The organism is Paraburkholderia sp. BR10937, from assembly GCF_040965695.1.
Classification (GTDB): Bacteria; Pseudomonadota; Gammaproteobacteria; order Burkholderiales; family Burkholderiaceae; genus Paraburkholderia.
Map to the genome: position 1 here is coordinate 164,988 of NZ_JBFRCL010000012.1, position 6,531 is coordinate 171,518.

Below are 6,531 nucleotides of genomic sequence, written 5' to 3' on the forward strand. Positions count from 1 at the left end.
CTACGCACGGCCTCCAGCGCGACGGCGAGCGAAGCGTCGTCGGCGCTGCCCGGGTCGAGACCCGCGTCGGGGCCGACGTCCGGCCCGATGCCGTCGGCAACGTTTGCGCTGGTGGGAAGATTGGACTTCTCGGTCATGATATCGGTCGCGTCTCGTGATGGCTGGCGTCTAGCCGGCTGGTTGATGCGGTAGTTTCACCCGGCTCGCAAGCTCGGCGGCAATGGCGCCGAGCGGCAGGATCGCGCGCGCGGCGAACAGCGCCGCCGCCGCCTTGGGCATGCCGTATACGGCGCTCGTCGCCTCGTCCTGGGCGATGGTGTGCCAACCCTTGGCGCGCATCGCCTTCAGGCCGATGGCGCCGTCGCGCCCCATGCCCGTGAGCAGCACGCCGATCGCCTCGCCCGTCCAGCGCTCGACGAGGCTGTGAAAGAACGTATCGACGGAGGGACGGTAGGGCGTGTCGGCCGGCTCGCGAGTGTAAGCCAGCTTGCCGCCCGCTGTCATGCGCAGATGATCGTTGGTCGCGGCGAGCAGCACGCAGCCGGGCTCGGGCTGCTCGCCTTCGAGCGCGATGCGCACCGTGAGCGGCGTCTGGCCGTCGAGCCAGGCGGCCATGCCCGCGGCAAACGACTGGTCCACGTGCTGCACGATCACGATGCTCGCGCCGAAACCGGCGGGCAGCGCGCCGAGCACGGCCGCGAGCGCGCTGGGCCCGCCCGCCGAGGCGCCGATCGCAATGAGCGGCGCTTTCGCCATGCCGGCAGCGCTGAACGCCGGCGCGCGCGCGGCGAGATCGAGCGCGCCTGAAACGCGCCCGATCTGTTCGATCTTCGCGAGCAGCAGGTCCATGGTGCGGCGCGTATCGGGCCCGGCGAGCGTGGGGGTATCGACGGCATCGAGCGCGCCCGCGCCCATCGCCTCATACACGCGCCAGGCGTTCGCGCCCACGCTGCTCGTGACGATCAGAATGGGGCACGGCGAGCGCGCCATGATCTGCCGCGTGGCCTCCACGCCGTCGAGCTTCGGCATCACAAGATCCATGAGGATCACGTCGGGCACCTGCGCCGTGCAGAATTGCACCGCGTCTTCGCCGTTCGCGGCGACCCACAGCACGCGATGGCCCGGCCGCGTCGCGATGGCCTGACGCAGCGCCTCGACCGCTAGCGGCATGTCGTTGGCGATACCGATGTTCATCCTGCCGCCTCTCCGATCAGGTCGTTCACTGCGTCGAGCAGCGCTTCGTCATGGAAGCTGCCCTTGGTCAGATAGTAGTCGGCGCCCGCGTCGAGGCCGCGCCGCCGGTCGTCTTCACGATCCTTGTACGAAACGATCATCACCGGCACGTTGCGATGCATCGCGTCGCCCTTGATCATCGTGACGAGTTCGATGCCGTCCATGCGCGGCATGTCGACGTCGGTGATGACGAGGTCGAAGTGCGCGTTGCGCAAGGTGCTCCAGCCATCCATGCCGTCCACCGCCACCGTGACGTCGTAGCCGCGTTTTTCGAGCAGCTTGCGCTCCAGCTCCCGCACCGTCAAGGAGTCCTCGACAACCAGAATGCGCTTGCGAGCGCGCGCCCCATCGTGTGCGCCGCCGCGCGCAACGCCCGCGAGCTGGCCGTCGCGCACGAGACGCGCAACCGACGTCACGATGTCCTCCACGTCGACGATCAGCGCGACCTCACCGTCGTCGAGCAGCGCCGCCGCGGAGACGTTGCGCACCTTGCCCAGACGCGCGTCGAGCGGCTGCACGGCGAGCGTGCGCTCGCCCGCGAAGCGGTCCACGGCCACGCCATAGAGGCCCGCCTCGCTGCCCACCAGCACGACGTTCAGGTCTGCCGCGGTCGTGGCTTCGGCACCCGCGCCGAGCAGCTGGCGCGCGGTCACGAGCCCCACGGGCCGCCCTTCGAAGGCGATGTGCTGCTGGCCTTCGAGCATCTCGATCGTGCTGCGCGGCACGCTGAGCGCGCGGCGCACGTGCGCGAGCGGGAACGCATAGGCTTCGCCCGCGACCTCGACGATCAGGCTGCGCACCACCGAGAGCGTGAGCGGCAACTGCAGCACGAAGCGCGTGCCCTGCCCCGCCGCGCTCTCGATGCGCACCGTGCCGCGCACGGCCTTCGCGAAGTTCTGCACGGCGTCGAGGCCGACACCGCGGCCCGACACGTCGGTGACGGTATCGCGCAGCGAGAAGCCCGGCAGCAGCAGGAAGTCGAACAGCTCGGCATCGGACATCGCGGCCACGGCCTGCGGCTGCGCGAGCGAGCGCGCGACGATGCTCGCGCGCAATGCGTCCAGATCGATGCCCGCGCCGTCGTCGGCCACGGCGATCAGCAGCTTGCCGGCGCTGTGGCGCGCTTCGAGCGTGAGGCTTGCCTCCTCGGGCTTGCCCGCGCGCCGTCTTGTTTCGGGGTCCTCGATTCCGTGGTCGAGCGCGTTGCGCAGCAGGTGGCCGAGCGGTGCGTCGAGCATTTCGAGGATGTCGCGGTCCACTTGCGTCGACTCGCCCACAATCGCGATGCGCACGCGCTTGCCGAGCGAGCGCGCAAGATCGCGCACCACGCGCGGATAGGTGTGCGCCGTGTCGCCGAACGGCCGCATGCGGCATTGCAGGGCCTCGTCGTAGAGGCGCTGCGCGAGTTGCGTGCCGCGCCGGTCGATGCGATCGACGTCGTCGAATCGTTCGGATAGCTGACGATCCAGCGACGCCACCGCATTGCGGATATCGGCGAGCGCGGCGCGCGCATCGACGTCGAGCGCATCCCCGTGGCGTTCCTGGAACTGGCCCAGCGCCGCGAGCACGTCGCCCTGCGCGCGGCGCGTGCGCAAGAGCCCCTCCGCGAACGGCCGCATGCGGCGCGACTCCACCAGCGATTCGCCGGCGAAGCCGAGCAGACGGTCGAGCGTGCCGGCGCGCACGCGCAGCATGCGCTCGGCGTCGGCTGAGCGGGGTGGCGAGGGTGGCGCCAGCGGCGCGGGTTCGACGTCGCCGGACGCCACCGCCTCCGGCTCCGGCTCGGGCAGACGCAGTGACGCCGCCAGCGCGGCGAGGTCGTCGGTTTCGGGCGCGCTCGCGGCGGCGTTGGCCGCGGTGTTGGATATATCCGGCTGCGCGCCGCCCTGCAGGCGCGCCACGAACGCCGTGACCGTCTCGTGCGATAGCGGCGCCGCCGCGGCGTCGCCTGCTGCGCCCAGCAAGTCGATGCCGACGAGCAATGCATCGATGCGCGCCGCGTCGATGCGCAGCTCGCCGCGCTGCGCGGCCACGAAGCAGTCCTCCATCGCGCTCGCCACCTCGACCGCCTCCGGCAGGCCGACGATGCGCGCCGCGCCCTTGAGCGAGTGCGTCGCGCGCATGCAGGCTTCGAGCGTGGCGGCATCGCCGGGCGCGGACTCCAGCGCGAGCAGGCCTGCGGAAAGCGTGCGCGTCTGCGCCGCCGCCTCCTCATGGAAGAGGTCGAGCAGCGAGCGGCGGCTCAGTTCGTCGTCGCTCATCGCAAACTCCTTGCAAGCGCATCGAATAGCACCTCGGCGTCGAGCACGCCCACCGAACGCCCGCGCCAGTGCGTCACGCCGCGCACGTGCCGGCCGGCCGACTGCGCGAGCGTGGCGGGCGCAGGCAGGAGCGCGTCGGCGCCGAAGCTCGCCACGCCCTCCACGGCATCGACGGGAAACGCCGTCGTCGCGCCCGCCCATTCGGTCACGAGCAGGCGCGGCGTGGCGGCGCGCGACGGTGCGCCGGCCGCCGCGGCATCGATGCGCAGCAGCGCCGCCAGCGATACCGCGAGCGTGAGCACGCCGCGCACGTTCACGACGCCCAGCACGGAGGCGCTGCGCCGGTGCGGCAGCGTGTGGATGGCGCGCGCCTCGTGCACCTGGCGCAGCGCGGTGGCGGACAGCGCGAGCCACTCGCCGCCCACGCGGAACACGAGCGAGCCTTGCTCGCGCGTGCGCGTGTCCGCGGACTCAGGCGCGCGTTCGAGCGCAAGCGCGGACGGCGCAAGCGGCGCGGGACGGTCGAGCACGCGCGCCGCCGCTGCTTCGAAAACCGGGCAGTTCAGGCAGCGCACGCATGTTTCGAGGCGCGGGCACGAGTTGTCGCCCAGCGTGCCGATGACTTTCCAGCACTGCTCGGGCAGCGGCGCCGACGGCGCGAGGTCCTGCACGCTATCCTGTTCTGGTTCGCGCTCAGGCATGCGAGCCTCCTGCGTCCGCTTCGCCGCCCTGAGCGACTTCCTGTGCGGCGCGCTGCGCACGGCGCATCAGCCGGCGTGCACCTTCGGCATCGCCCTGCACTTCCAGCAGCGCCGCCAGATGCGTTAGCGCTTCGTAGTGCGAAGGCTCCAGATAGATGGCCTTGCGATAGTGCGCGAGCGCAACGGCTGCGCGGCCCTGCGCATCGGCGATCAGGCCTAGCAGGTACCAGGTGCCCGCATTCTGCGCCAGCGCCTGCGCCGCTTGCGTGGCAAGGCGCTCGGCCTCGTCGAGCGCGCCGGCATCGGCGAGACGCCGCGCGTCGGCGAGCGCGGCTTCGGGCGTGGCGCCGGTGGACGGCCCGGGCGCCGCATGGGCGTCCACCACGGCCGCCGCGCGCGGAGCCGGCGCGCCGTGCAAGGGCCGCAGCGAGAGTCGCGACGGCGCGGACCCGCGTGCCGCCGCGGCCACGGGCGCGTCCAGCGGCGCGAACACCGGCGCGCTGCCGAATGCGGGCGCCGCCGCCGTGGCGGCCATCACCGGCAGCGGCGTGAGCGCAGGCGGCACGGCGGCCGCCGGGCTCGCCGGATGCTGATGATCGGCCGTCGCGCCGGGCTCCGGCGCGCGAAAACCGAACGCGAGCGGAATATAGGCGGACACCATCTCGTGGCGCATCATCAGACCGGTTTCCGCCGGTCCGACGAAGATCATGCCGCCCGCCGTGAGGCGCGCACGCAGCAGGCCGATGGCGCGGTCCTGCGAGGCGCGGTCGAAATAGATCAGCACGTTGCGGCAAAAAATGAAGTCGTAGCGCACCGGATGCGCGGCGAGCCATTCGAACAGGTTCGCGCGCTCGAAGGTCACGGCCCGGCGCACCGTCGCGGCGATACGCCATCCGTCCGGCGCCGCCTCGAAATAGCGCTCGCGAAACGCGAGGCCGTCGCCGCGAAACGCATTGCGGCCATACACGCCGCGCGCGGCCGCCGCAATCGACTGACCGCTGATATCGATCGCGTCGATGGTGAACTGCCCGGGCGCGAGGCCCGCGTCGAGCAGCGCCATGGCCGCCGAGTACGGCTCCTCGCCGCTCGAGCACGGCGCGCTCAGCACGCGCAGCACGTCGCCGGGCTGCGCGGCCAGCCGCTTCGCGCCCAGGCGCGCGAGCGCCGCGAAGGCCTCGCGCTCGCGAAAGAACCAGGTCTCGGGCACCACGAGCGCGTCGATCAGCGCCTGGCGCTCGGCAGGCGTAGTCGTGAGACGCTGCCAGTAGGCTTCGCGCGCCCATTCGGGCAGCGCGGCGCCGCTCATCCACTCCTTGCGCGTGACGGCCGGAAGCAGATCGGCCTGGACCTCGAGCGTCACCGCCGCCCGTGCGCCCACCGCGCGGGCGAGCGCGTTGGCGCCCAGCGATTCGGCGTCGATGCCGGTTTCGTCGAGCAGCCATGCGGCGAAGCGCGGGTCGGCCTGTCTCATGGCGTGCCTTGCCACGAAGGCGGATCGGGAAAGAGCCGCGCGCGCACGCGCGCGTCGAGCAGCTGGGCCACCTTCACCCACTGTACGAAGCCGCGCTCGTCGCGCGCGATGGGGCCGAGCCAGCGCGCCTCGGGCGTGGCAATGCCGCCTTCGGCAAAGCGCTCGGGCGCGATCGACTGCGTGCGTGTCGCGCTTTCGAGCAGCAGCGCGAGGCAGCGCGGCGACGCGTGGGCGCCAGCCGCGCCGGCGTCGTCCTGACGGTCATAGACGAGCACGAGCCGCGTGGACATGAGCGTGCGCGCGGGCCGCCCGAGCGCGAGCATCGGCAGATCGACCACGGGCACGGGCGTGCCCTCGTAGTCGATCACGCCGGCGATATACGCGGGCGTGCCCGGAAACGCGCGCACGGGCGCGAGCGGCAGCACGTGCGCGATCTCGCGGGCATCAAGCGCATAACGCTCGCCGTCCAGTTCGAACACCAGGAAGAGCATCGCCGCTCCCGCGTCACGCCTCGATCCTGAACCGCGACACGCCGGTGCGCAGTTCGTTGGCGACGAGCGTGAGATTGTCGATGGCCTGCGACGACTGGCGCAGCGACTCCGCCGTCTGCTGGGCAGCTTCGGAAAGCTGCGTGAGCGCCTGGGTGATCTGCTCGGCGCTGGTGGCCTGCGCCTGCATGCCGTCGTTGACGACCTGGAAGCGCGGCGCGAGCGTCTGCACTGCGCCGATGATCTGCGAAAGCTGCGCGCCCACGGCCTGCACGTCGTGCATGCCGCGCCGCACTTCTTCCGCGAACTTGTCCATGCCCATCACGCCCGCCGACACCGCCGACTGGATCTCTTTCACGGTCTGCTCGATGTCGTAG

The 6,531-nt window shown here is 71.7% G+C and carries 5 protein-coding genes and 1 pseudogene; all 6 read right to left on the reverse strand.

The window, feature by feature from the left end:
* Nucleotides 1-168: 168 nt before the first annotated feature.
* A complete protein-coding gene (locus AB4Y44_RS12885) occupies nt 169-1,194 on the reverse strand; it encodes a chemotaxis response regulator protein-glutamate methylesterase (RefSeq protein ID WP_368699760.1) in 1,026 nt (341 codons plus the stop codon).
* Complete coding sequence (locus tag AB4Y44_RS12890) at nt 1,191-3,494, reverse strand: hybrid sensor histidine kinase/response regulator (RefSeq protein ID WP_368699761.1); 2,304 nt, start codon at nt 3,492-3,494, stop codon at nt 1,191-1,193. Before AB4Y44_RS12890 ends, AB4Y44_RS12885 begins: the two co-directional genes overlap by 4 nt.
* Nucleotides 3,491-4,195, reverse strand: coding sequence for a chemotaxis protein CheW (locus AB4Y44_RS12895; RefSeq protein WP_368699762.1), 705 nt, complete (start codon nt 4,193-4,195; stop codon nt 3,491-3,493). The genes AB4Y44_RS12890 and AB4Y44_RS12895 overlap by 4 nt, the downstream gene beginning before the upstream one ends.
* Nucleotides 4,188-5,666: a CheR family methyltransferase gene (locus AB4Y44_RS12900; RefSeq protein WP_368699763.1), complete on the reverse strand. Its 1,479-nt coding sequence runs from the start codon at nt 5,664-5,666 to the stop codon at nt 4,188-4,190. The genes AB4Y44_RS12895 and AB4Y44_RS12900 overlap by 8 nt, the downstream gene beginning before the upstream one ends.
* The gene (locus AB4Y44_RS12905; RefSeq protein WP_342922866.1) at nt 5,663-6,157 is read right to left on the reverse strand and encodes a chemotaxis protein CheW; all 495 of its coding nucleotides are present in this window, start codon (nt 6,155-6,157) and stop codon (nt 5,663-5,665) included. Before AB4Y44_RS12905 ends, AB4Y44_RS12900 begins: the two co-directional genes overlap by 4 nt.
* A 13-nt stretch (nt 6,158-6,170) precedes the next feature.
* Nucleotides 6,171-6,531, reverse strand: a pseudogene (locus tag AB4Y44_RS12910) (methyl-accepting chemotaxis protein); the annotation flags it as partial.